General features: G+C 38.2%; 21 protein-coding genes and 1 pseudogene. 7 read left to right on the top strand and 15 right to left on the bottom strand.

Annotated features, from left to right (window positions below; translation table 11 throughout):
- Nucleotides 1-14 precede the first annotated feature (14 nt).
- The 4 genes from B2R82_RS04825 to rbsK all read right to left on the bottom strand — a co-directional run bounded on the left by B2R82_RS04825 (nt 15) and on the right by rbsK (nt 5375).
- Nucleotides 15-992, bottom strand: coding sequence for a LacI family DNA-binding transcriptional regulator (locus tag B2R82_RS04825; protein ID WP_286923791.1), 978 nt, complete (start codon nt 990-992; stop codon nt 15-17).
- A gap of 124 nt (nt 993-1116) precedes the next feature.
- Nucleotides 1117-2337: an RtcB family protein gene (locus B2R82_RS04820; RefSeq protein WP_286923790.1), complete on the bottom strand. Its 1221-nt coding sequence runs from the start codon at nt 2335-2337 to the stop codon at nt 1117-1119.
- Nucleotides 2338-2440: 103 nt separating this feature from the next.
- Nucleotides 2441-4291 (bottom strand): dynamin family protein, encoded by a 1851-nt coding sequence (locus B2R82_RS04815; protein WP_286923789.1) that lies wholly within the window; start codon nt 4289-4291, stop codon nt 2441-2443.
- A gap of 202 nt (nt 4292-4493) precedes the next feature.
- Nucleotides 4494-5375: a ribokinase gene (rbsK, locus tag B2R82_RS04810; protein WP_286923788.1), complete on the bottom strand. Its 882-nt coding sequence runs from the start codon at nt 5373-5375 to the stop codon at nt 4494-4496.
- A gap of 137 nt (nt 5376-5512) precedes the next feature.
- Here rbsK and B2R82_RS04805 point away from each other — a divergent pair, with 137 nt between their 5' ends.
- Nucleotides 5513-5914, top strand: a complete 402-nt coding sequence (locus B2R82_RS04805; protein ID WP_286923787.1) for a hypothetical protein — start codon at nt 5513-5515, stop codon at nt 5912-5914.
- Nucleotides 5915-5974: 60 nt separating this feature from the next.
- Here B2R82_RS04805 and leuD read toward each other — a convergent pair whose 3' ends face one another.
- The 10 genes and pseudogenes from leuD to B2R82_RS04755 all read right to left on the bottom strand — a co-directional run bounded on the left by leuD (nt 5975) and on the right by B2R82_RS04755 (nt 17933).
- Complete coding sequence (leuD, locus tag B2R82_RS04800) at nt 5975-6565, bottom strand: 3-isopropylmalate dehydratase small subunit (RefSeq protein WP_286923786.1); 591 nt, start codon at nt 6563-6565, stop codon at nt 5975-5977.
- 31 nt (nt 6566-6596) lie between these two features.
- Nucleotides 6597-8006, bottom strand: coding sequence for a 3-isopropylmalate dehydratase large subunit (leuC, locus tag B2R82_RS04795; RefSeq protein WP_286923785.1), 1410 nt, complete (start codon nt 8004-8006; stop codon nt 6597-6599).
- Between the two features lie 16 nt (nt 8007-8022).
- Nucleotides 8023-9123: a 3-isopropylmalate dehydrogenase gene (gene leuB / locus B2R82_RS04790; protein WP_286923784.1), complete on the bottom strand. Its 1101-nt coding sequence runs from the start codon at nt 9121-9123 to the stop codon at nt 8023-8025.
- 147 nt (nt 9124-9270) lie between these two features.
- A pseudogene (locus tag B2R82_RS04785) lies at nt 9271-9461 on the bottom strand (alpha-isopropylmalate synthase regulatory domain-containing protein); the annotation flags it as partial.
- Between the two features lie 74 nt (nt 9462-9535).
- The gene (ilvC, locus tag B2R82_RS04780; protein ID WP_286923783.1) at nt 9536-10570 is read right to left on the bottom strand and encodes a ketol-acid reductoisomerase; all 1035 of its coding nucleotides are present in this window, start codon (nt 10568-10570) and stop codon (nt 9536-9538) included.
- A 96-nt stretch (nt 10571-10666) separates the two neighbouring features.
- On the bottom strand, nt 10667-11182 hold the full coding sequence (ilvN, locus tag B2R82_RS04775; protein ID WP_283868395.1) for an acetolactate synthase small subunit: 516 nt from the start codon (nt 11180-11182) through the stop codon (nt 10667-10669).
- Nucleotides 11179-12945 carry a biosynthetic-type acetolactate synthase large subunit gene (gene ilvB / locus B2R82_RS04770; protein WP_286923782.1) on the bottom strand — a complete coding sequence of 589 codons (1767 nt, stop codon included), beginning with the start codon at nt 12943-12945 and terminating at the stop codon, nt 11179-11181. The genes ilvN and ilvB overlap by 4 nt, the downstream gene beginning before the upstream one ends.
- A 475-nt stretch (nt 12946-13420) precedes the next feature.
- The gene (gene ilvD, locus B2R82_RS04765) at nt 13421-15091 is read right to left on the bottom strand and encodes a dihydroxy-acid dehydratase (RefSeq protein ID WP_286923781.1); all 1671 of its coding nucleotides are present in this window, start codon (nt 15089-15091) and stop codon (nt 13421-13423) included.
- 356 nt (nt 15092-15447) lie between these two features.
- Nucleotides 15448-16770: a D-arabinono-1,4-lactone oxidase gene (locus B2R82_RS04760; protein ID WP_286923780.1), complete on the bottom strand. Its 1323-nt coding sequence runs from the start codon at nt 16768-16770 to the stop codon at nt 15448-15450.
- Nucleotides 16758-17933 carry an amino acid deaminase/aldolase gene (locus tag B2R82_RS04755; protein WP_286923779.1) on the bottom strand — a complete coding sequence of 392 codons (1176 nt, stop codon included), beginning with the start codon at nt 17931-17933 and terminating at the stop codon, nt 16758-16760. Before B2R82_RS04755 ends, B2R82_RS04760 begins: the two co-directional genes overlap by 13 nt.
- A 454-nt stretch (nt 17934-18387) precedes the next feature.
- Between B2R82_RS04755 and B2R82_RS04750 the strand changes: the two genes are divergently transcribed.
- A complete protein-coding gene (locus tag B2R82_RS04750; protein ID WP_286923778.1) occupies nt 18388-18933 on the top strand; it encodes a cysteine hydrolase family protein in 546 nt (181 codons plus the stop codon).
- A gap of 116 nt (nt 18934-19049) precedes the next feature.
- The gene (locus B2R82_RS04745; protein ID WP_054771849.1) at nt 19050-19307 is read left to right on the top strand and encodes a GlsB/YeaQ/YmgE family stress response membrane protein; all 258 of its coding nucleotides are present in this window, start codon (nt 19050-19052) and stop codon (nt 19305-19307) included.
- A gap of 35 nt (nt 19308-19342) precedes the next feature.
- On the opposite strand, the gene B2R82_RS04740 is transcribed toward B2R82_RS04745, so the two are convergent.
- A complete protein-coding gene (locus tag B2R82_RS04740) occupies nt 19343-20038 on the bottom strand; it encodes a lytic transglycosylase domain-containing protein (RefSeq protein WP_286923777.1) in 696 nt (231 codons plus the stop codon).
- A gap of 170 nt (nt 20039-20208) precedes the next feature.
- Here B2R82_RS04740 and mscL point away from each other — a divergent pair, with 170 nt between their 5' ends.
- From mscL to B2R82_RS04720, 4 genes are all read left to right on the top strand, one after another.
- Nucleotides 20209-20598 carry a large conductance mechanosensitive channel protein MscL gene (mscL, locus tag B2R82_RS04735; RefSeq protein ID WP_283868403.1) on the top strand — a complete coding sequence of 130 codons (390 nt, stop codon included), beginning with the start codon at nt 20209-20211 and terminating at the stop codon, nt 20596-20598.
- Nucleotides 20599-21055: 457 nt separating this feature from the next.
- Complete coding sequence (locus tag B2R82_RS04730) at nt 21056-22171, top strand: methionine biosynthesis PLP-dependent protein (RefSeq protein ID WP_286923775.1); 1116 nt, start codon at nt 21056-21058, stop codon at nt 22169-22171.
- A gap of 2 nt (nt 22172-22173) precedes the next feature.
- On the top strand, nt 22174-23334 hold the full coding sequence (metC, locus tag B2R82_RS04725) for a cystathionine beta-lyase (protein ID WP_286923774.1): 1161 nt from the start codon (nt 22174-22176) through the stop codon (nt 23332-23334).
- Between the two features lie 154 nt (nt 23335-23488).
- Nucleotides 23489-24172 carry a hypothetical protein gene (locus B2R82_RS04720; protein ID WP_286923773.1) on the top strand — a complete coding sequence of 228 codons (684 nt, stop codon included), beginning with the start codon at nt 23489-23491 and terminating at the stop codon, nt 24170-24172.
- Nucleotides 24173-24526 lie beyond the last annotated feature (354 nt).

Below are 24526 nucleotides of genomic sequence, written 5' to 3'. Positions count from 1 at the left end.
AAACTGACATTTTATCAGTTTATTTTCTTACACGTTGTATTTCTTGGGAAAAGTTTAACAGATTCTGTTTGCTGTATGCAAGTACTTTTTTTCTCCATGACCTCAAATAATTTTTCAATTGCCATAAATCCAAGGTTTTTTTCTGATTCTAAGCCTACTGTTGTTAAGGCGATAGAATGATGCTTACTAAGCTCGACATTATCTATACCTATTACGTTAAAATCCCCTGGCACCTTATAGCCCTGCGCTAAGCATAAATTTAATATTTCAATCGCTATAGCATCCGTCGCAGCACAAATAGCAGTTGGTCGCTTAGGAAGCTGCACAATCTCTTCAAAAACTCGTTCAATATCAATTTTATTGGTATTTGTAAAAAAAGACGGAACCGCTTTTACATCAATCTGATGATCCTCTAAAGCCTTTTGAAAGCCCTTATACCTTCCATAAAAGGTACTCATTTCATGAGGCCCGCCAATCCAACAAATATCTCGATGACCTAAAGATAAAATATGATTTGTCGCGATATATCCAGCTTCTACATTATTTATCTCTACAAAATGTCTATTTTCTTGATGCTTACGATTAAACATAATAAAAGGTATACCTAATTTTTCTAACTTAAAAAATAAAGGATCGGTATACAGCATTGACGATAAAATAATCGCATCTGCCTTCGTTTCTAAAACAGAATTATAAATCGTGTCTAAGTTATCCTCCGTTCCAAAATAAACATGTACTTTATAGCCCCGAGCATTGACATAGTTAACAATTGCTGTTGTTGTATCAACAAAAAAAGGATTGTGTAAAGGTCCTGAAATCAATGTAATTGTCCCTGTTTTTTGCTGAACAAGTGATCTCGCTATATCATTTGGAATATAGTTTAATTCTTCAATCGCCCTCATTACCTTTTCAATTGTTTTCGGCTTAACTAACTCAGGCGTATTTAATACTCTAGATACAGTTGTTTGAGAAACACCTGCATACTTTGCCACATCTTTTGAAGATACCAAAAAACCACCCATTTCATCTTTGTAAGCCTATTTTATACCATTACAGGGATAATGTTAATAGACAGTCATAGATGTATAATGAGTGATTTAACATCTTGAAAGGTATTTATTTTTTTCGATCATAGGGCATTGCTGCTTCACTCGCTTTAAAATTATAAACAGGTTTAATAACTTTGATTATATCCACCGTTTCTTCAATAGCCGATGTAATCTCTATCATTGGCTTGTAGGCCATAGGAGCCTCATCTAATGTTTCCTCATTTACAGATGTTGTCCATATACCTTGCATTGTTTCTTTAAAATCAGCCATATTTAATGTCGCCTTAGCTGCTCGTCTAGAGTACATTCGCCCTGCCCCATGTGGTGCTGAGAAATTCCAATCCTCGTTTCCTTTTCCCACACAAATCAGCGAGCCATCTCTCATATTCATCGGAATGACTAATTTTTCTCCTTTATTGGCACGAACTGCTCCCTTTCGTAATGTCATGGTATCTGTATCAATATAGTTATGAATAGTATCAAAGGTTTCATTAAAATTCCAGCCCATATGCTGAGCTATTGTTTCAGCAATGATCCAACGATTCATTCGTGCATATTGCTGCGCGATTTTCATATCATGCATATAATCATGAAAATACTCGCCTTCTAAATAAGCTAAGTCTTTGGGAATTAAAGGGTTTTGTTCTTTGTAGGCCTTTATCATCGCTTGTATTTCTTTGTGACGCCCCTGTTCTTTCAGCTCCTCAATCTTTACTGTTAAATCCTCTCGACGTAATGTTTCATAGGCTCTCTTTTGATGCCAGTTAGCTACTTTGGCGCCGACATATCGAGAGCCGGTATGAATTAATAAATAATGGACATCGTTTTCGTCTTTTGCCAATTCGATGAAATGATTTCCTCCACCAAGTGTACCCAATGATAGATTGGTATACTCATCCTTTATACCACTCGCCTTAAATTGACTTCCTTCAAATTCTATAAATTGGCGCGTAGGTGAAACTTCAGGATGAACATCCTGCCCACTAGGTACATAATCTCTAATAGTTGCATCCAGCTTGGCAAAATCAATAGCTGACGCATCCAATTCCGCTACAAAAACACCACAGCCAACATCAACACCGACAAGGTTAGGGACTACGCGATCTTGTAGCTGGATAGTTGTGCCAATCACACACCCCTTTCCTGCGTGGTAATCTGGCATAATTCGTATTTTCGTGCCTGCCATAAAGGCCTGATCTGTTAATTCTTGAATTTGATCAATAGCTGATGGCAGTGCAGTTTTAGCATAAATTTTCGCTTCTGTAAAACGTCCGTTAACAGTAATCATAAAAATCCCTCCTCCCTAACTATACGGACAAATACCATCATTTGTTTCAAATGAAAAAATGTTCTAAAAGTTGACAATACTTTTAGAACATTTTTCTAGTATCTTACTCCTCATAGTGAATATCTAATTTTTTCGGTATGTCTGGAATATCATTTGATTTTACATCTGTTTCTACTAAGCTTAATGCATAAATTGGATATTTATCTTGAACATCAAAAGGAATTGCAATGCTTTCCATCTTATTATTCATTTGGCTACGTGCAAGAATACCATTATAGGATAAATCAATGCTCATAATACGATGGATTGTCTCTTTTAGCATTTCAAGGTCTTTTGCTTTAAGCGGCATTTGTCCGTTTAATAAAAACGGCTGAATGTTTTCCTTAATATAGCCCTGTGCTTCGATTAAACAAGAAAATTCATTTAATTTGTTGGCATATAATTTTAATTGGCGTTTTTCTTTTGAACGTTGTAGATTGAGCTCTTGTACCTTTTGCTCAATGCGTTGCAAACGTTTTTTCGTTAAATCCATTAGATAGCTTTGGATAGGATGAATAGCCTGAAGCATAATTGCCTCTGCTTCCTGTATTTTCTCAAATTGTTCAATACAAACAGCCTGCTGCTCATTTAGCTTATTCACACGTTCCTTGAAAAATTCATTTTGGGTATGCTGACCAAAAATTGCTTTCATTAATCCTTTTCCATGAATTTTTTTATGCTGTGCATCCAATCGATCATATTCACGTTTATATTCGCTATACATATTGCGATATTCTCGTAACACTTGCTGATAATGTATAGCCTTTTCTGTAAAGCCTTCTACAATTTTGTCATGCAAATAGTCATGCTGAGAAATGGTTTGTAATAGCTGATATAATGTCTGAACATTTTTAAATACATTGGCGACATCTTCATATTCTTGTTCATATTCCGTGACAATCGTTAAATCGCGTTGATAGCGAGAAAACTCATATTGAGTATCGCCTGCAAATTTTTCAATGTTCTCAACAGCAGATTGGAATGGATCACGTTGAGGAATTACAGTTAATTCAAAGCGGAATCGTTCTAGCCATTGCAAAAAGCGAATTAAAATAGCATACGTTTTTTTATCACTATTTTGTGCAACTCGATGAATTTGTGTAATTAATTGCTCATATTGGCTCTTATGCCACAGCTCATCATTATTAGTTTGTTGAGCCTTCAGTGCATATGTTGCTGAGATAGGAATAAAATCACTGACTAAATGACCAATTCGTTCTCTCTCCGAAAGAATAAACCCCTCTGTTTCTTCATTCGAATCTATCCCATTTATCACACAATGTGGTTCAACACCTTTACTCTGTAAGGTCTCCATTAATAAAATTTCCGCATCAATGGCCATAGAACCTGAGCGTAAAACCCAAAAAATTTCATCCACTCGATTAATTAATGACTCAGAGAAGTAAGCTCTTTCCCCACCGCCAGCTTCCAATGACACTGAATCAATAATTGTTACTGACTTTAATAAATCATTTTTTAGATATACCTCCAAGTAATCTAAATGCTCCCGTAATATTTCCGATGCAAAAGTATCACCAGTTGTCAGTAAGTCAAGCTTACTCATATCAAATATTGCCACAACACCATCCAAAAAATAGGCTCTTATTTCTTCATGTTCGCCATATCGCAAAAATGTATTTACGCCAGTTGGATGCTGTTCACTCACAGGTAAAACGTGACGTCCTAAAAGCCCGTTCACAAGTGTTGTTTTGCCAACACGCTCTTTCCCCACGATAAGAATCATCGTTTGATTATTGGCATCCTGGATAATTCGATTAAGATGCTTAGCTGTGTCTTTTACATATGTATTCTGTACGATGATGCCATGCAATTGTCTTAAACGATCAACAAGCTGTGGTAAAATATTATTTGCTGAGGCTGTATTTTCAATTGGCAGGTTGTCAATGTTTGTCATCCTCAAAACCTCTTTTCGTATGTATCTATAAGTCTATTATAAATGATACGAATCCTTTTCTAATACATAGTACTAAGAAATATTGACAAAAAAGGACAAAATGCTTACAGAGAGTCGTCAAAATTAGGAGTTATCTCATGTATATTTAATCAACCATTACGTATATTATTCCCTATTATTGAGAAAGTAAATTTTATATCTATTATTCTTCTAATCCAGCCATACGTGCATATACCTCTCCAAGTGTTGGCATGCCAGCTTGAGCGCCAAATTTCTCAACGGATAAAGAGGCTGCAATGTTCGCAAAATATAGAGCCTGATCTAATGACTGACCTTCAACTAAAGCATAGGCAAGTGCTCCATTAAACGTATCACCTGCACCTGTTGTATCTACCGCTTTTGTCATATAAGCTGGCACATGAATCTGATATTCCCCATCAAAATAACGAGCTCCGTCACTACCTAAGGTTATAATCATTTTATTTGGATATTTTTTTAAAATAGTGTCAAAATCATCGCCAAAAATTTCTGCACATTCCGTTTCATTCGGTGTAATATATGAAATATCTTCCATCCATTGGACATCAAAATTAGCTGCTGGAGCAGGATTTAATAGCACAGGTATATGGACTTCTTTGCATAATTTTAGGGCATAGGCAACAGTTTCCTTGGGAATTTCGAGCTGTATAATAACCATTTGACTTTGCTGAATAATTTCTCTTGCCGCTTCAATCTGAGCAGGCTTTAACTCATAATTAGCGCCAGGCACTACAATAATACGGTTATCTTGATTATAGATTAATATATTGGCAATCCCAGTAGGCACTGCCGTACTTTTAATAGCCTTAGTTTGAATTGACTCTTGCAATAAAACCTTTCGTAGGGTTTCACCAAAGCTATCATTGCCCACACAGCCAATCATTGTAACCTCACTTCCAAGACGTGCAGCAGTAATTGCCTGATTGGCCCCCTTACCACCTGGTGCCGTTTGAAACGCTGAACCAAAAATCGTTTCACCTTGCTTTGGAAAAGTATCCATTTGTACAACCAAATCCATATTAAGACTCCCAATAACTGTAATCATCTTTTTCCTACCTTTCATTCCTTATATTCTATCGAAAAAAATGTGATCGAAACAAGAATAACGAGCGGTTTATTCTCCTAGCTGAGCGATTCTGGACGGCACCTGAGCGCTTTACTATCCTGGACGAGCGATTGTTGATGGCACCTGAGCACTTTACTATCCTAACCGAGCAATTCTGCACGGCACCTGAGCGCTTTTTTCTCCTAGCCGAGCGATTCTGGACGGCACCTGAGCGCTTTACTATACTAGCCGAGCGATTCTGCACGGCACCTAAGCGCTTTCCTCTCTTGGCCGAGCGATTCTTGATGGCACCTGAGCGCTTTACTATCCTGGACGAGCGATTGTTGATGGCACCTGAGCGTTTTACTATCCTAGCCGAGCAATTCTGCACGGCACCTGAGCGCTTTTCTCTCCTGGACGAGCGATTCTGCACGGCACCTGAGCGCTTTTCTCTACTGGCCGAGCGATTCTTCTTGGTTCCTAAGCAGTTTCCCCTTACCCAAGCATTCACCATCCTCCATTTAACCAGCAACATCTAACTACAATAAAAAGACTGAAGACAATTGTACCTCGTCTTCAGTCTTATGGAAAATCATCTATTAAAATGCAATACGTTTTGCTTCGTAAGCAGCAATTTGTTCCTCGTATTTTATCGTTAGGGCAATTTCATCCCAGCCATTTAGTAAAGTTTCTTTATAATAAGAATCAATGTTAAATTTATAGACGGTTCCATCTTCACCAGTTACTGTTTGAGCCTCCAGATTGACTTCCATCGTGTAAGGCTTATCGAGACCCTTTGCTAAAATTTCATCACATTCTGCTTCTGTTAGCTTAATTGGTAAAATACCATTTTTAAAGCAGTTATTATGGAAAATATCTGCAAATGAGGGTGCGATAACAACATTGAAGCCATAATCTAGGATAGCCCATGGAGCATGTTCGCGAGAAGAACCACATCCAAAGTTATCTTGTGCTACTAAAATTTTGGAGTTTTTAAATTCAGGTTTATTCAATACAAAATCTGGAATTTCATTACCCTGTGCGTCAAAACGCCAATGGTAAAATAAAAATTGTCCAAAGCCTGTGCGCTCAATTCGTTTTAGAAACTCTTTCGAAATAATTTGATCTGTATCTACGTTTTTACGATCAAGTGGCGTTATGACACTATTCACGATATTAATTGGTTCCATGTTCAATCATCCCTTCCGTGTAAAAACAAACTTACACCGTTTCCTTTACAAATTCACGTACATCCACAAAATGTCCAGCAATTGCTGCGGCTGCTGCCATTGGTGGTGATACAAGGTGTGTACGAGAACCTGCTCCCTGGCGTCCTTCAAAGTTACGGTTGGATGTAGATGCACAGCGTTCGCCAGCAGGTACAACATCATCATTCATAGCTAAACACATGGAGCAACCGGATTCACGCCATTCAAAGCCTGCTTCTGTAAAGATTTTATCTAACCCTTCTGCCTCAGCTTGCTTTTTTGTAGAATGGGAACCTGGTACAACGATTGCTGTGACATTATCATGTACCTTTCTTCCTTGGATGACACTTGCAGCCGCGCGTAAATCACTGATGCGTGAGTTTGTACAAGAGCCGATAAATACGTGTTGGATATCGATGGATGTTAATGGTTGCCCTTCTTTTAAGCCCATATAGGCAAGTGCTTTGCGAAGTGCTGCTTTATCTGATTCATCCTTGTAATCCTCTTGTGTTGGAACAGTTCCTGAGACACCTGTACCCATTGAAGGATTTGTTCCCCAAGTAATGATTGGCTCAATTTCTTCTGCTTTAATAATACGAACTGTATCATATGTTGCGTCCGCATCAGAAGCAAGGCTTACCCAATAGGCTGCCGCTTCTTCAAATTTTTCGTCTTGGGGTGCATATTTACGACCACGAATGTAGTCAACAGTTATTTGGTCAGGTGAAATAAGACCAGCCTTTGCACCTGCTTCAATTGACATGTTACAAATCGTCATACGTTCTTCCATTGAAAGTTTGTGGATAGCCTCTCCAGTGAATTCCACAATATGTCCTGTACCAACACCGATACCGAATTTAGCGATAATTGCTAGAATAATATCTTTTGCAGCTACACCAACAGGTAGCTCACCTTCAACACGAATTTCCATTGTTTTTGGCTTGTTTTGCCAAAGGGTTTGTGTAGAAAGTACATGCTCTACCTCAGACGTACCAATACCAAAGGCAATAGCTCCAAAGGCACCGTGTGTGGATGTATGGGAATCACCGCAAACAATTGTTTTACCAGGCTGTGTTAAGCCTAATTCTGGTCCAATAACATGAACAATTCCCTGATCAGGGTGCCCCATTCCAGCTAGCTCGACACCGAATTCTTCAGCATTTTTAGCCAAAGTTTCGATTTGATTACGTGCAATTGGGTCATTAATCGTTGGTAGATTTTTAGTAGGTACGTTATGATCCATTGTTGCAAAGCTTAAATCTGGACGGCGCACCTTACGTCCGTTCATACGCAGACCTTCAAAAGCCTGCGGAGAAGTAACTTCATGAATTAAATGAAGATCAATATATAACAGGTCAGGTTTGCCCTCTTCCTGATAAACAACATGTTTATCCCAAATCTTTTCAATTATATTTTTGCCCATTGTCTTCACCTATTTCTTAAATGTATGTTGTCATAATGCTTTCTGAAACAAAGCTAGTATCAATCTCGTTAATTACTTTATCTGTCCATTCATTCGTAGATAGAATACGACCACCATCACGAGCAAGATCTGCTGTGAAATAACCATCATCAAATACTGCACTAACAGCACGTTCAATTTCCGCTGCTTCTTCTTTTAAGCCAAATGAATATTGCAGCATCATCGCCACAGAAAGAATAGTTGCCGCTGGATTTGCTACACCTTGGCCAGCAATTTCTGGAGCTGAGCCATGTACTGGTTCATATAGACCGAAATTATCGCCACGAATGGAGGCCGATGGTAATACACCTAAAGAACCTGTAATAACAGAGGCTTCATCACTTAAAATATCACCAAACATATTTTCAGTAACAACCACATCATAGTGACCTGGATTTGTAATTAATTTCATCGCCACCGAATCAACTAAATTATGCTCAACCTGTACATCGGGATATTCTTTTTTCTTCGCTTCTACTACTTCTCGCCATAGTCGACTAGTTTCCAGTACATTTGCTTTATCAACAGAACATAATTTGCCTCCACGTAAACGTGCTAATTCAAAGGCATTTTCAACAATCCGTTCAACCTCAGCCGTTGAATAAACAGTTGTATCAATCGCACCATTTTCAGTACGCATACGTGGTTCCCCGAAGTATACGCCGCCTGTTAATTCACGTACAATCATTAAATCGACGTTTTCGGCAACTTCACGTTTTAATGGTGAAGCATCAAGTAAACTCGGGAACGCCTTTACTGGACGTAGATTTGCAAATAAATCAAAATGTTTGCGAATACGCAATAAGCCTTTTTCTGGACGTAATTCAGGTGGATTATTATCCCATTTCGGACCACCTACTGCCCCAAGTAAAATTGCATCGCTGCTTTCACACATTTCAATCGTCTCATCTGGTAATGGATTATTGTGTTGGTCGATGGCAGCGCCTCCAATTGTTGCATAACCTAAATGGAATGTATGGTTGAAACGTTTACCAATTACTTGCAATACACGTACAGCAGAAGCAACAACCTCTGGCCCAATTCCGTCACCAGGAAGTACTGTAATTTTTTTCTCCATCGTCAAAACACCTTTCTTTGTATAGTGTAGACATACACTATTTTAGTAAAGACTCTCACCTACAAATATAGATGAGAGCCATCAATGTGAATGATACGAAGTCCATTCACTACCACTAATCTGTGACATTCACCAGAGGCTTAATGCTTAACTCACAGGTTGTGCACGTAAACTTGCCAGAATTAAATGACGATTAATCGCATTTAGATAAGCTTTTGCAGAAGCTTCTAAGACATCCTGTGAGGAATTTCTGCCAGTTGTCGACACACACCATCATAACGAATATTAATGATGGCTTTACCTAGTGCATCGCGCCCCTTGCCAACAGTTGCTTGGCGATTTCAATTTTTCTGCTGTATTTAAAATAATACTAGCGGATTGTTCGCCGTCGCGAAGAGTTGTATCGAAAATATTAATTTTTCGCACTTGTTGCCACTTCTCTCACAACTTTTTCTTTCCCTTCGTTGATGAATGGCATCATAGCACGTAATTTAGCACCAACTTCTTCGATTTGGTGGTTTGCACCTGCTTCTTTGAATTTTGTATATTCTGGACGACCGTTTTCGTTTTCTTGAATCCAACGGCGAGCAAACGTACCATCCTGGATATCTGTTAATACTTCTTTCATACGACCTTTTACGGATTCATCGATAATACGTGGTCCTGCAACATAGTCACCCCACTCAGCTGTATCCGATACTGAGTAACGCATTGTTGCCATACCACCTTCAAACATAAGGTCAACGATTAATTTTAATTCATGAAGTGTTTCAAAGTATGCTAGTTCTGGTTGGTAACCAGCTTCAACTAATGTTTCAAAACCAGCTCTTACTAATTGTGTAGCACCACCACAAAGTACTGCTTGTTCACCGAATAGGTCTGTTTCAGTTTCCTCTTTAAATGTAGTTTCAAGAAGACCACCGCGAGCTGCGCCAATTCCTTTTCCGTATGCTAGGGCTAAGTCTTTCGCTTGACCTGTTGCATCTTGATGGATTGCGAATAAGCCTGGTACACCTGCACCCTCTTGATATTGACGACGCACTAAGTGTCCTGGACCTTTTGGTGCTACTAAGAATACATCAACATCTGCTGGTGGTGTAATTTGACCGAAATGAATGTTAAAGCCGTGTGCAAACATAAGTGCTTTACCTGCTTCAAGATGTGGAGCGATTTCAGCCTCATACACAGCTTTTTGGCGCTCATCTGGAAGTAAGATTTGAATAACGTCTGCTTCTTGTGCTGCTTCAGCTACAGTTTTAACGTCTAATCCATCAGCTTTCGCTGCATCGAAAGATCCGCCTGGACGAACACCTACAACTACATCAAAGCCTGATTCTTTTAGGTTAAGAGCATGTGCATGACCTTGTGAGCCATATCCGATAATTGCGATTTTTTTCCCTTTTAATACTTCCTCGTTGATGTTTTGTTCATAGTACATAGTAGCCATTGTTTGTTTCCTCCTAAATTTGGGTTTAATTTTTGACTTTAAATGCACAGTACAGTATTGCGCTATGCATCTAAAGCAATCAATTTTATATGCAAACTATTTTAAAATAGAGAGCTGTGGATTTGAGATTTTTTGTGTTTCTCGAACAGAAGCAGTTGCCCCTGTGCGTGTTAATTCTTTAATTCCATATGGTCGAATGAGTTCAATAAAGGCATCGATCTTATCTGGATGTCCTACAACTTGATATGTGACAACATTTTTTGCCGTATCAATAATTTGTGGACGGAATGGTTCAACAATTGAATTCATTTCCAATCGTAAGTTTGGTGGTGAAATAACTTTGACAAGCGCTAACTCACGTAACACGATTGATTTATCTGTTATATCATTGACCTTTAATACATCAATTTGTTTTGATAACTGCTTTACTAGCTGTTCAATTTTACTCTCATCTTCTACATTTACAACAAATGTCATTTTCGAGAAGTTTGGCTGCTCTGTATGACCAACTGTAATGGATTCAATATTGAATTGGCGTTTCATCAGCAAGCCCGTTACACGGTTTAATACGCCACTTTGGTTAATCACTGTTACTGTAATTACTCGTTTCAATTCTTTTTCACCCCGATCATTTCATGTAAGCCTTTGCCAGGTGCTACCATAGGATAAACACATTCAAGCTGTTTAACACGACAATCAATTAATACTGGATCATCTGAAAGAAGTGCCTCACGGAAAATGCTCTCCGCTTCATCGATTGTATTAATACGATAACCCTTTATACCATATGCATCAGCTAATTTAACAAAGTCTGGTTGGATTGGCATTAATGAAGATGAATAGCGCTCCTCATAAAATGTTTGTTGCCACTGGCGTACCATTCCAAGACAGCTGTTATTTAAAATTACCACCTTTACTGGTAGGTTGAATTCTTTTAATAGGGAAAGCTCTTGTGCAGTCATTTGGAACCCTGCATCTCCTACAATAGAAACAACCTTTTTGTCTGGCTTCGCAAACTGGGCGCCAATTGCAGCTGGGAAGCCGAAGCCCATCGTACCAAGTCCACCAGACGTTACCCATCCATGATCATTATTTAAGCGATAATATTGTGCAGCCCACATTTGATGCTGACCAACATCCGTTGTGACAATTGCATCACCTTCTGTAATTTTATGCACAAGCTCTAATGCTTCCTGTGGTAAAACTTCCTTTTCTCCAGGATCTTTGCAGTACCACAGAGGGTATTCATTGGCATTATTTCTTAAGTATGCAAGCCATTCTGCTGTATCTGGACCCTCAAAATCCTTTTTCAACAATGCTTTTAATGCTTCTTTTGCATCTGCTACAATCGGGATATCAGTTGGTACATTTTTACCAATTTCTGCTGGATCAATATCAATGTGTATAATTGTTGCATTTGGAGCAAATGTCGCTAAATTTCCTGTTAGGCGATCATCAAAACGAGCACCAATATTTAATAATAAATCAGATTTTGTAATAGCTGTATTCGCTGTAACAGTACCATGCATACCAGCCATTCCGATAAATAATTCATGTTCTCCATGGATGGATCCAAGCCCTAAAAGCGTGTTAGTTACTGGAATACGGTATTTTTCCGCAAATCTTGTTAATTCTTCACGTGCATCCGCAAAGAGTACGCCAGCACCAGCTAAAATAAGAGGATTCTTTGCTAATGAAATTGCCTGAATTGCTTTTTGAATTTGTAAATAGTTTGGCTTATAGGTTGGTTGATAACCTGGTAAATAAATTTCATTTGGAGCTTGTGGCGGATTTTCCACATCAAACAGCATTTGAGACACATTTTTTGGGAAATCCACTACTACGGGACCTTTCCTACCTGTATTGGCGATATGGAAAGCCTCTTGTACAATACGCGGAATATCATTGACATCCTGTACTTGGTAGTTATGCTTTGTAATTGGTGTTGTAATTCCCATAATATCCGCTTCTTGGAATGCATCTGTACCAATGACAGATGTGGCCACTTGACCTGTAAAAATAACTAACGGAATTGAGTCAATCATAGCATCAGCAATACCTGTTACTAGATTGGTTGCCCCCGGTCCACTAGTGGCAATAACAACTCCTGGTTTATTGGAAACCCGTGCATAACCTTCTGCCGCATGGATCGCACCTTGTTCATGTCTAGTTAAAATATGACGAATTGGATTTTTATACATTGCATCATAAATTTGTAGAACAGCACCGCCTGGATAACCGAAAATAATTTCGACACCTTGATCATGCAATGCTTGCACTAAAACGTCAGCACCGTCTTTCGCCTGATAGGTTTGTTCAGCCTTTGCTGTTGTTGCTAATTCTTCTTTTTCATTGATAGAAACATTCGCACTCATCAAATATGCCTCCTTCTTCTTTTTCATTCAATTTCACATTAGTGATGCGCATCAGTGAAGTATAACTGGCTGAAGGTCTCCTTAAGAAAGTAAGAGACTCTTCTGAAACGTCGACAAAAATAATAAAAAGCCTTTTTCTCCACACGCAAAGAACTACCTTACGTAGGGATGAAAAAGACTTTCCATGGTACCACCCTTTTTTATAGCAAAAACTTGCTACCTCGTGAATAAATGAAAGCATTTATGGACCAATGCGAGTTTATTCGCATCCAATACGGTGTCATAAAACATTTATTCATTAATAACGAGCACTTTCGATTATGCCCGAAGCTATCTAATGGCAACTGCGTTTAATAGCTCACTCCGAGGGGATGTCGGATCTAGTTGTATCGCCGGCTTCCAGCACGACCGGCTCTCTGGTAGATACAAGGCTCTAGAACCTTTAACCTCATCAACGTTTTAACATATCTAATTGTTAAATTTTCATCACGCCACCTGTAGAAGCGTTGGTTACTAATTTTGAATATCTTGCAAGCCAACCACGTTTGATTTTCGGCTCAAATACTGGCAGTTTTGCACGACGTTCAGCTAAAACTTCATCTGAAACTTCTAAATTGATTGTACGATTTGGTAGATCAATTGTGATGACATCACCGTTTTCAACTAATGCGATTGGACCACCTTCTGCTGCTTCTGGTGAAATATGTCCAATTGAAATACCACGAGATGCACCTGAGAAACGACCATCTGTAATTAATGCAACCTTTGTGCCGAGACCACGGCCTTGAATGGCAGACGTTGGTGCGAGCATTTCAGGCATCCCTGGGCCACCTTTTGGTCCTTCGTAGCGAATGACGACTACATGGCCCTCTTTCACTATTCCATTATCAATATTTTCCTGTGCCGCTTCTTGTGAATCAAAGACGATTGCCTCGCCTCTGAATACCTGAATAGAAGGGTCGACAGCTCCTACTTTTATAACAGAGCCTTCTGGTGCGATATTACCAAATAAAACTGATAAGCCACCGACTGGGCTATACGGATTGTCTTTCGTACGGATAACTTGATCATTTGTGATGTGATAGTCTTTTACAAGTTCACCCATTGTTACACCAGCAACTGTTGGGCGGTCTGGATGAATTGCACCCGGAATAGCTGCTAATTCATTAATAATGGCACTAACGCCACCAGCTTTATTAATATCATCCATTGAAATATCTGAAGCTGGCATAATTTTTGCTAGATATGGAACACGTTCTGCCACTTTATTGATATCTTCAATGTTATAGTCAATTTCAGCCTCACTAGCGATTGCTAGCGTATGAAGAACTGTGTTTGTTGACCCACCCATTGCCATATCCAGTGCAAATGCATCATCAATTGCCTCTTTTGTAATAATGTCACGAGGCTTAATATCCTCTTTAATCATACGGACTAATTGTTTAGCAGCCTCTTTTATAAGCTGATGGCGCTCTTCAGATGTAGCAACGATAGTACCATTACCTGGTAAAGCTACACCTAACATTTCCATTAAGCAGTTCATAGAGTTTGCTGTAAACATTCCTGAGCATGATCCACATGTTGGACATGCGTTATTTTCAATATCTAATAGCTCTTCAGCTGACATTTTCCCTGATTTATGTGCCCCTACCCCTTCAAATACAGAAGTTAATGATAGTTGCTTGCCTGTTGCAGAAGTACCAGCCTCCATTGGACCACCTGAAACGAAAATTGATGGTACGTTAGTACGAACTGCTGCCATTAGCATTCCTGGTGTAATTTTGTCACAGTTTGGAATGTAGAATACACCATCAAACCAGTGTGCGTTAATAACTGTTTCTGCAGAGTCTGCGATAATTTCGCGGCTTGGTAAGGAGTAACGCATACCAATATGCCCCATCGCAATGCCATCATCTACCCCAATTGTATTAAACTCAAATGGAATTCCTCCTGCTTCAATAATGGCTTCTTTGACAACATCAGCAAATGTACGTAAATGAACGTGACCTGGTATAATGTCGATGTAAGAATTACAAACCCCAATAAATGGCTTGCCTAAATCTTTTGCTTTTACTTTGCCTGTTGCATATAAAAGACTTCGATGTGGCGCACGATCTACGCCTACTTTAATCATGTCACTTCTCATTTTAAACGCCCCTCATTTATTGCTATGTTCGTTGCTATATACGAAATGTTCTGTCTATTTCGTTTTCGTCTAATGTTAACTGCCTGAAAGACAACTAACTGCTATAACGAACGTGTTAAATTGTTGTTATCATAGTACGAAAAAAAGGTCTAGTCAACAGTATTTTTTGAATTGTTTAAACAATTTAAATTATTCGTTAAATTTGAAATCGTTTTCATGCTGATTAAGCATCACTTTTATCTCGTTTTGATAAATTTTTTGACATTTCGTTCAAATTTTAATTTTTCATAAATATCTTTATGTTGACTTTCCATTACCTTTGAAGATGAGTAGAAGTCTACAGAATAAGATAGCGCTTACAATGTGAATAATTTTCTTAAATATCCAGTAAAAAAAACATTATCTGGATCATACTGACGACGAATTGCTAAAAACTTTTCAATATCTGGATATAGTTCATACACATACTCAGCCGTTAAATGATTTTGTTTTCCCCAATGTGGACGTCCCTTATATTTCTTCATCATCGTATGAATCCATTCAAAATAAGGTTCTTCAGACATTCCTTTATACATATGAAAGGCAATAAAGGCTGATTCTTGCCCCTGCGTAGGACTTAAAAAACCTGCTTCACCAGCTGTAGTTCTACATTCCAATGGAAAATGAACATTAAAAAGCCCCTTCTTGAAGGTTGCATGAATCTCCTCCATACATGCTTCGAAATACATTAAGGGAATTGCATATTCACTTTCCTGAAACTTTACGCTTCTAGGGGATGGATAAATTTCATAACTAATGCCTGTTTTCTCCCCCTCTACAACATTTGCTGCAGCTATTTTACTCATCGTTCCACTAAATGAAGGCTTCCATTTACAAAGCTCAGACATTGCTAAAAATGCACCATTTTCTACTATTTGAAGTTTCATTATTTCAATTCTCCTGCTCCAGTCACTCTGATAAACAGGGTCTACCACATCCATACGTTTAACTTGTATGGTCTCACTACCGGGAAAATAAAACCATTCCACATGACGATGCTGTCGAATATCCTCGGCAAAAATAGTCAGTCCGTTTGTCAGGGTATCCCTTGTACCTATATAATGTAGGCCGTAAAGAGGTATTACCTTGATTGTCACCTTCACAAGCACACCAAGCATACCGAGTGAAACATGTAAAGATTCAGATAAATCATCTAAGCCTCTAGTATGCTCTCGATATGTCCCAGTACCGTCAACAAATCCCCATTTTGTGACTGTTGAAGATAGCGAGCCTAGTGTTACTCCTGTTCCATGTGTGCCTGTTGACACGGCACCCGCAATGGATTGCTCTTGAATATCCCCCATATTACTTAGAGCAAAGCCATGTTTTGCAAGCAAAGGCCCAATTTCATATAAATAGGTTCCAGCCCAAAGCGTTACCTCCTGCTTTTCCTCATTTACAGCTATAAGCCCACGCATATTATGTAAAGAAAGTGCGATATGCTCAGGCATTGCAACAGCACTAAAAGAGTGAGCGGCACCTGTGACACGAATTGTTTTTCCCGATTCACGTGCTTGCTTCACTATATTGACTACATCCTCAATCGATTGGGGTAAATACATCTCACCTGGATAAGAGATTACATTGCCAGCCCAATTTATCCATTTCTCACCATTTTTCCATTTCTCTATAGAAAACATTGCCCATCCCCCCTATAAGTATTATAAGATCCTATATACTTGTCCCCTCGAATAGCGTACAGTTTTTGAAATCTTTCACAAAGCTCTCCTGCTTTTGCATGTCGAAAGTACAATGTGTCACCTACATTAATATTTTTATGCTTTACCTTAATCGGTGATTGAACTTCTCCTGCTCCTTCTAAACTAAGATATGAAAAAAAGGTGGGCTCATAGAATACCGGTAAACGATCAGCACCGATTGCACCAGAGGCAGTATAGCCTCCTCCGTGGCAAACAACAATATTTTTATCTGGCTTCCTCGTTACTCTTAAAGCAAATCCAACTGCCTTTTCAAGGTATAAATGTGTAAACTGATCAAACAATGCTGGGGCATAAAATGCAGAGCCCACTGTTATTTCCGTTACTTCTCTCTGCTGTGCAGTATACGCCATACTTCCTGAACCGCCGCCGTTGATAAAGCGTACTTTTGGAAAATACGCCTTTATATGAGCAATGGCTAATCGACGGAACTGAGTAACCTGTTTTTTAGCTTGTTGCTGCATAATGTCTATAATTCGTCCCTTTATAGCATTTACAGGTCGATTGCCCACTCCAGCAATTTGTGCCTCATAGCCCATAGCTCCTACGACCTCAATATGCGGTTGTTGTGCTAAAAATTTCAAGAATGGTGTTAAGGTCTCTAATGAATAAAGGGAAGAACGTTTTGTCCCGAAATAAAGTAATTTAAAATCATTGGACACATTAATATCTATACAAACCTGTACACGAACGCCAAGCTCTTGTGCTAGCCTAGCCAAAAACGTCACATGCTCCTCCTTATCCACCATAAAAGTGACGGTTTTTCCTTCTTTTACGAAGTGTAATAACTGTCGTACTGACTCTTCTTCCATAACTGGATAGCCCAGCAATACATCGTCAAAATGCTGCTGCAATAAGAAAAGAGTCTCAGCAGCCGTAAACGTCATATATCCAACAACATTTGGAAGGTTGTCGTATAAATATCGTAGTATCTCTACAGAACGAATTGATTTTGTAGCAATTCGGATATTTTTTTCTCCGCAATCATTGCGAACCGTTGCAATATTTTTATCTAAAGCATCAAAATCTATCCAAGCAAATGGCCGCTCTATTTCTTGAAAAGCGTGGTCAAATCTTGTTGTCATCCAATCACTCCTTTACATGTACTATGTATTTGACAATTGTCTAAAAAATTCCTTTTCATATCACGATTTCAAAAGTATTTCATATAATAGTTCAAGACAACAAAAAACAACCGTGGACATATCATCAAAATAGCCATCACGGTTGCTTTAGTTTTCGACAAGCATTAAACTCACCTTTCTATATTATTTTTATTAGCTTACGAGACAAAAATGAAATCTGCTGCTATATTTAGCATCACTAGCAGATGTAAACCTGCAATAAGTAACCCTTGTCGATTTAAACGCTTCATAGCTGTCATATTCATATAGAACACTCTCCTTTTTTCATATTATACTCACACGAAAAACAATTTTCAAACTATTCTTAATATTAAAATATAATCATTTTTCTGACAATCAGGCCCAAATATGGCATGATTAAAGTGAAATTATACCTATAGGGAGAGTGGAAAAATTGAAAAAAGCGTTATTAGTTATCGATTATACGTATGATTTTGTAGCCTCTGATGGAAAACTAACATGTGGTGAACCCGGTCAAGTATTGGATGAAAATATAGCATCCTTAATCCAACAATTTATTGCTGATCAAGAATTTATTGTTTTTGCCAATGATTTACATGAAGAAAATGATAGCTTTCATCCTGAAACAAAGCTATTTCCTCCACACAATATTCGTGGCACAAAGGGGCGCCATTTATATGGGCAAGTAGGTGAAATGTATAATCTTTACAAAGATAAGGTATTTTGGCTTGATAAAACACGTTATAGTGCATTTGCGGGAACTACTTTATCCATATTATTGAAGGAACGTGGCATTGAAGAAATTCATTTAGTTGGTGTATGTACGGATATTTGCGTATTACATACAGCTGTCGATGCTTATAATTTGGGTATTCCCACAGTTATTTATGCACATGGTGTTGCAAGTTTTGATGCTGCAGGCCATGAATGGGCATTACGTCATTTTGAACAAACGCTAGGTGCAACAATTGTTCAATAAAGCCATTTCATGGATTTGTAATAAAAACCATAGAAGCTAGGTGCGTTTAATATGCTCTATTCAGGGTATAACTAAGTAATCGCCATTATATCTTAATTTTAAGGAGATGAAGAAAAATGATTAGCTTCATTTGGTATTTAATCATCGGCGGTATTTTAGGTTGGTTAGCTGGCGTCATTTTAGGAAAAGATGTACCTGGCGGCATCATTGGAAATATCGTTGCAGGGATTGTCGGTTCTTGGGTCGGTAGCATGGTTTTGGGCAACTGGGGTTGGAGAGTTAGTGATTTTTACGTATTCCCAGCATTAATTGGTGCGATTGTGCTTATCTTCATTGTAAGCATTATTTTAAAGAGTATGCGTAAAGCAACCTAAATATGTAGGAAAGAGCCATCAATTTTGGTGGCTCTTTACTTTTTGTCATTTAACAGCACTGCGTGTTTCAACTCATCATGATAATCATTATATAAATTGAAATAATGTAACACTTTTTCAACGTATTCATCACTATGATTGTACTGAAAAACAGCCTGTTTAACATCGCCATTTGCTGCCCCGTTTTTTGATAAATAATTTGCCGCACTATAAATAGCATCCTCAATATCATATGGATCAGCAATTCCATCTCCATTGGCATCAACACCATAACCACCGTATTTCTTTATGGCTTCTGGACTCATTAGCTCTGTTTTTGAAATATTTCCTTTCCCTAAACCTGAACAGGAAGGATGTTTCCAGCCCACAAATGTACATGGCATAAATTGCATCGGACCTTCAGCACCTGCTGGGGAAACAAGAGATTTCATGGAGGAAAAGCGAGTTTCTATTCGATGATGGGCTGCTAGTAAAGTCCATGGCACACCATATTTCTCCTCTGCTGCTACATAAATAGGAATAAATTGTTCAGGAATTTTCATATCAAAATTTTGTTGAATATCTTCTATTGCCCGTTGTTGAGCGATTTTCTCAAATATCGGTAGTGTTTGAAGCTCCCTCCAGGCAAAAAAAGCAAGGACATAAACTGTTATGGCTATTGGTACTAATAGTGCTATCACTCCCAATTGAACGGATGATGATAATGGTTTTTTCTTCATATTTTTCGTCATAATTCACACCTAATTAAATTTTCTCTTTCTATATTACCAAATTTGTCGTTTTTTGTAGTCGTTTTTTCCAGTATATAATTTCCACTATTATAACAGTTGAAAAGAACGGGAAAAATATAGTAAAATATATTTTGATTCATTTATATGGATAAATATTGGAGGAATTTGTTTTGTGGAAAGACTTTAAAGAGTTTGCTATGAAGGGCAATATTGTCGATCTAGCAGTAGCAGTGGTGATTGGTGGTGCTTTCGGTAAAATTGTTACCTCCTTAGTTGCAAATATTATTATGCCATTAGTCGGTATTTTAACTGGTGGTATCGATTTAACAGAAAGCTTTGTCTATGGCTCTGGTGATGCCACAGTTAAATTGGGTGAATTTTTACAGTCGATTATTGACTTTTTAATAATTGCTTTTGCAATTTTTATGGCATTAAGAATTATGACCAAGTTTTCTCGTAAAAAAGAAGAGGCAGTTGTGGAAGAACCAGCACCTGAACTAGATGCGAAGGAAGAGCTGCTAAAGGAAATTCGAGATTTATTAAAAAAAGAACAAGCCTAATATTACTAAAGAATCTGTCGCATTTTCCTATTAGGAAGCAGGCAGATTCTTTACTTTTAAAACAACAATTAAAGGAAGCTTTTTGGGTTAGATACCTTGATTCATTTGCTAATAACTCCTCTCTCAACTCTGGAGTAAAGCAATCATAATTTGAAAATCCAATGTGCCTCAATTATATCAATTTTTGCATATTATCCTGCTGCTATCTTAAATCTCAGTCATTTTGCCCTTAAAGACAAATATTCTTGCATTTCCGTTCTACCTATTCCTCTTGGATACTCCCCTTTCTCCATCTCCTACTATTCCTAGGTGATTTACCTTAAATAATCTAGCTAATTTTCTGAAATCATCTTGTTCTTCTTTATCATACATGTTAAATTGGTAACAATTATTGAGAATATGGATCAAGAGAAAATTTGACTCTTTCCATGACTATGAAGCAGAAAAGAGTGACGATATGACAATCAACAGAAGTATTGAAACAAAACTTGTACAGCTTGGCAATTTAAGTGATCCAAGAACAGGTGCTGTCAGCCCACCAATCCATCTATCAACAGCATACAAGCATACAGGGATTGGTGAATCCACCGGTTTTGACTATACACGTACAAAAAATCCAACCCGTAGCTTATTAGAAGATGGAATTGCTGATTTAGAGGGTGGGGACATGGGTTTTGCCTGTAGTTCAGGTATGGCAGCCATTCAGCTTATTCTTTCATTATTTAAGCCTGGGGATGAATTGGTGGTGCCTGATGATTTATACGGAGGTACATATCGACTTTTTAATTTCTTCGATGAGACATATAATATTAAACCTGTTTACTCAAAATTTGAATCGGTTGAACAGGTTGAGGCTTTAATCAATGACAATACGCGTGCCCTTTTCATTGAAACTCCGACAAACCCACTTATGCAGGAATTTGATTTGCAAACATACGCGGAATTAGCCCACAAGCATGGTACATGGTTAATTGTTGATAACACATTCTATACGCCATATTTCCAACGTCCAATTGAATTAGGTGCAGATATTGTTATTCATTCAGCTACTAAGTATATTGGTGGTCATAATGATGTCTTAGCGGGTTTAGTTGTCGCAAAAGGCGCAGAACTAGCGGAACGTATTGCCTTTCTTCATAATGGCAGCGGAATGGTACTAGGGGCAATGGATGCTTGGTTACTGATTCGTGGCTTAAAAACAATGCATCTTCGTCTAAAGCAGCACGATGCAAATGCTAAAGCAATCGCTGCTTATCTAGAGCAGGAAGAACTTGTAACTGACGTATTATACACAGGAAAAGGCGGCATGCTGTCCTTCCGTTTACAGAAAGCTGAGTGGATCGACCCATTCCTTCGTCACTTAAAATTAATCACGTTTGCTGAGAGCCTTGGCGGTGTTGAAAGCTTTATTACATATCCTGCTACTCAAACACATGCAGATATGCCATATGAGGAACGTATTGAACGTGGTGTATGTGACCGTTTACTGCGTTTCTCAGTCGGAATTGAAGAGGCTGAGGATTTAATTGCTGATTTAAAACAAGTATTCGATATCCTTAGAAAAGAGGCATAGACATGAAGCAACGTATAGAAACAAGCCTAATACACGCAGGTGTTCGTGACGGCTACGCTAATAAAAAAGGTGCAGTCAATGTGCCTATGTATTTATCATCGACGTTTCATCAGGAGAGTATTGATGAATTTGGAGAATATGATTATGCTCGATCAGGTAACCCTACAAGGGATGCATTGGAAAAAGCAGTTGCAGAACTTGAAGGAGGAGTTCGTGCTCATGCCTTTTCCTCAGGGATTGCCGCTGTGTCCGCAGCCTTGATGCTATTATCACAGGGTGATCATATTGTGATGACAGAAGATGTTTATGGGGGCACATATCGTTTCGTCACTAAAGTATTACCACGTTTTGGGATAACGCATACTTTTGTTGATTTTACCGATTTAGCAGCAGTTGAAGCAGCTATCACACCTACAACTAAATTGCTTTATATGGAAACACCATCAAATCCTACGCTTGGCATTACAGATATTCGTGGGGTAGTTACCTTAGCCAAGCAGCATAATTGTTTAACGTTTTTAGACAATACATTTATGACACCTTTACACCAACGCCCACTTGAGCTAGGTGTAGATGTTGTCATCCATAGTGCAACAAAGTTTTTATCCGGACACTCAGATATTATTGCAGGATTGACGGTTACAGCTGATGAAAAGCTAGGACAGGACCTTTACTTTATCCAAAATTCATTTGGCAATATTCTAGGTGTACAGGATTCCTTTACACTATTACAAAATATAAAGACGACTGATGTACGCTTTAGTCGCTCAGCGGAATCAGCACAAAAGATTGCAGAATTTTTAGCTGCAAACCCTCTTGTCGAGCAGGTATATTACCCTGGGCTTGAATCTCATCCAGGCTATGATATTCATCGTAGCCAGTGCACAAGTGCAGGTGCTGTCCTATCATTCCGTCTGCCAAGCTACAAAGCCGCAAAAGCACTTGTAGAAGCGATGAAAATTCCTGTTTTTGCAGTCTCTCTTGGTGGCGTTGAATCGATTTTATCCTACCCAGCCAAAATGAGTCATGCTGCAATGGAGCCTGAGGAACGTGCAAAACGTGGTATTACTGACGGACTATTACGCTTCTCAGTAGGACTAGAGCATGTTGACGATCTGATCGCTGATTTCACACAAGCATTAGAGATTGCCGAAAAGGCATAAAAATAGTAAATAAAACAACCGCGTCTCTATCAACTTTATCTAGGGTGAAATATTTATAATCAAACTATTAAAAGGTATTACATTTTATAATATGTACTCTTTGTAAAGGACATTTTAAAAAAGGTTAGGCAACTTTTATTTCTCAACCTACAAAATGGACAGAACTGACAAGATACCACTTAGGAAATATAAAAGATGTGAGGATTTTAAAACAAATGGGGAAAACACATTTCTTTTCAGAGATCCTACTTCAATTGGACAGGAACACTTACCAATAGCAGCATACAGATTGGATACTTTTTGGTATAAGACACTTATACAGCTTGAGGTTCAACTTAAAGAAAGTACATCATCAGAAGAAGAAAGAACATTAAAATTTGTGCGTCCAGACAGTGAAAAAGCAACTTATTATCCCCTGCATTCACTCAGAGTATCACTTATAACTGCCTATGCTCTTGAAGGTGGAGTTCCAATGCCTATTCTTTCAAAGGCTATTGCAGGTCACGCAAGACTCATTATGACTCTTTACTATACAAAAGCAGGTATTTCATACGTTACAGATACAATGAATCAGGCTGAAAAGAGCATTCTTGAAAATGATAAACAAGCAGTTGATAGATTTATTAGAGATGCAAAGTATAAACAGTTAGAAACAAGTGTAGCTGCTAATGATCCAATAGCATATCAGGCAGTAATCAGCGCCCAAAATTCAGGTGCAAGTATTATTATAAGTGATAAAGGAATTTGTCCTAAAGGATGTTTTGGCTGTGATTCAGGTGGCACTTATGTTAATGATGATACGGATAAAATCACTTATGGTATTGTTCCGGGTTTTTAGAGCAGAACTGTGTAAGATGTAGATGGTTCGTAACTAGTCCTGCTTTTCTTCCTGGCTTAGCGCATCATTTTAATACCATAGGCTACAATATGAGCGAAACAGGAAAACGAGTGATTAAACATCAGCATGATATAGAACTTTTAGAAAATGAAAAATATGAATGTGAACTTAATGGAATCCTATTTACAAAACATCAAGAATTGCTTAAATATGAGCAATTATATGCACAGGAGATACAGAAGAACGATAAGCTAGCAAACGATTATAATGCCACTCTTCGTCTTATTGATAAGTGTATGAAGTTAATCAAAGAAAAATCATCTGAGAATGGATTTCAGCTTGTTACCGTCGGTT

It is taken from the genome of Lysinibacillus sp. UBA6686 (assembly GCF_002455205.1).
Classification (GTDB): domain Bacteria; phylum Bacillota; class Bacilli; order Bacillales_A; family Planococcaceae; genus Lysinibacillus; species Lysinibacillus pakistanensis.
The sequence above is the reverse complement of the archived record's forward strand: the minus strand, read 5'-3'. Positions and strand labels throughout refer to the sequence as shown.